1 protein-coding gene is annotated in these 973 nt (G+C 69.5%); it reads left to right on the forward strand.

The genetic code is table 11. The annotated features are described in order from the left end of the window. Positions 1–96: 96 nt before the first annotated feature. The coding region (locus CH341_RS31540) for an amidohydrolase family protein (RefSeq protein ID WP_111423682.1) at positions 97–973 on the forward strand (877 nt) is incomplete at its 3' end.

The following is a 973-nucleotide window of genomic DNA, read 5'->3' on the forward strand; positions in this document are numbered from 1 at the left end:
CCCGCCTGCGGCCGCCACGCACGACGGCCGCAGGCGGCAGACGAGCCGAGAGACTTCCCGAAGCGAAATCATCTTCATCAGGTCGCGGAGAGTGCCATGATCACGCGTCGAGACACCCTGACGACGCTCGCAAGCTGGACGGTCGCCATGCAGTTGAGCCCGCTTTCCTCCGGCCGCGCCGCCGAGGGCCCGGTCGCCACCGCCAAGGCCCCCGCGGTGCCGGGTCCCGATCCGCACCCGCGGACTCCCGCGTTCCGGCTGCCGGCCGGCACGGTCGACACCCACATGCACATCTACGGGCCGATCGCGACGTATCCGTACTCCGACGCCCGCTCCTACACGCCGCCCGAGGCGCCGCTGACGACCTACCGGGCGCTGCAGCGGACGCTGGGCGCGCAGCGCGCCGTGTTCGTCAACGCCACCATCTACGGCACCGACAACACCATCGTCGTCGACGCCATCGCCAGCGACCCGAAGAACTATCGCGGCGTCGCCACCATCGACGACACGCTCTCCGACAAGCAGATCGAAGCGCTGGACAAGGCGGGCTTCAAGGGCTGCCGCTTCACCTTCCTCAGCCGCCTGCGCAACGCCCCCGACACGCGGGTGTTCGATCGCGTCGTCGACCAGATCAAGGGGCTCGGGTGGCACGTCGACCTCTACATCGAGGCCGAGAAGCTCGATACCTTCCTGCCGATGCTGCGCAAGCTGCCGCTCCCCTACGTCATCGACCACATGGGGGCCGTCAAGGCCGCGGCCGGCGTCGAGCAGCCCGGCTTCAAGGCCCTGGTCGAGCTCCTGCGAACCGACGACAAATGCTGGATGAAGATCACCGGCCCGGAGCGGGCCACGGCCACGGGCGCGCCGTTCGACGACGTCGTCCCGTTCGCCCGCAAGCTGGTCGAGGCGGCGCCCGACCGGGTGCTGTGGGGCACCGACTGGCCGCATCCGAACGTGAAGTTCATGCCCAACG

The organism is Rhodoplanes roseus (genome assembly GCF_003258865.1).
Taxonomy (GTDB): domain Bacteria; phylum Pseudomonadota; class Alphaproteobacteria; order Rhizobiales; family Xanthobacteraceae; genus Rhodoplanes; species Rhodoplanes roseus.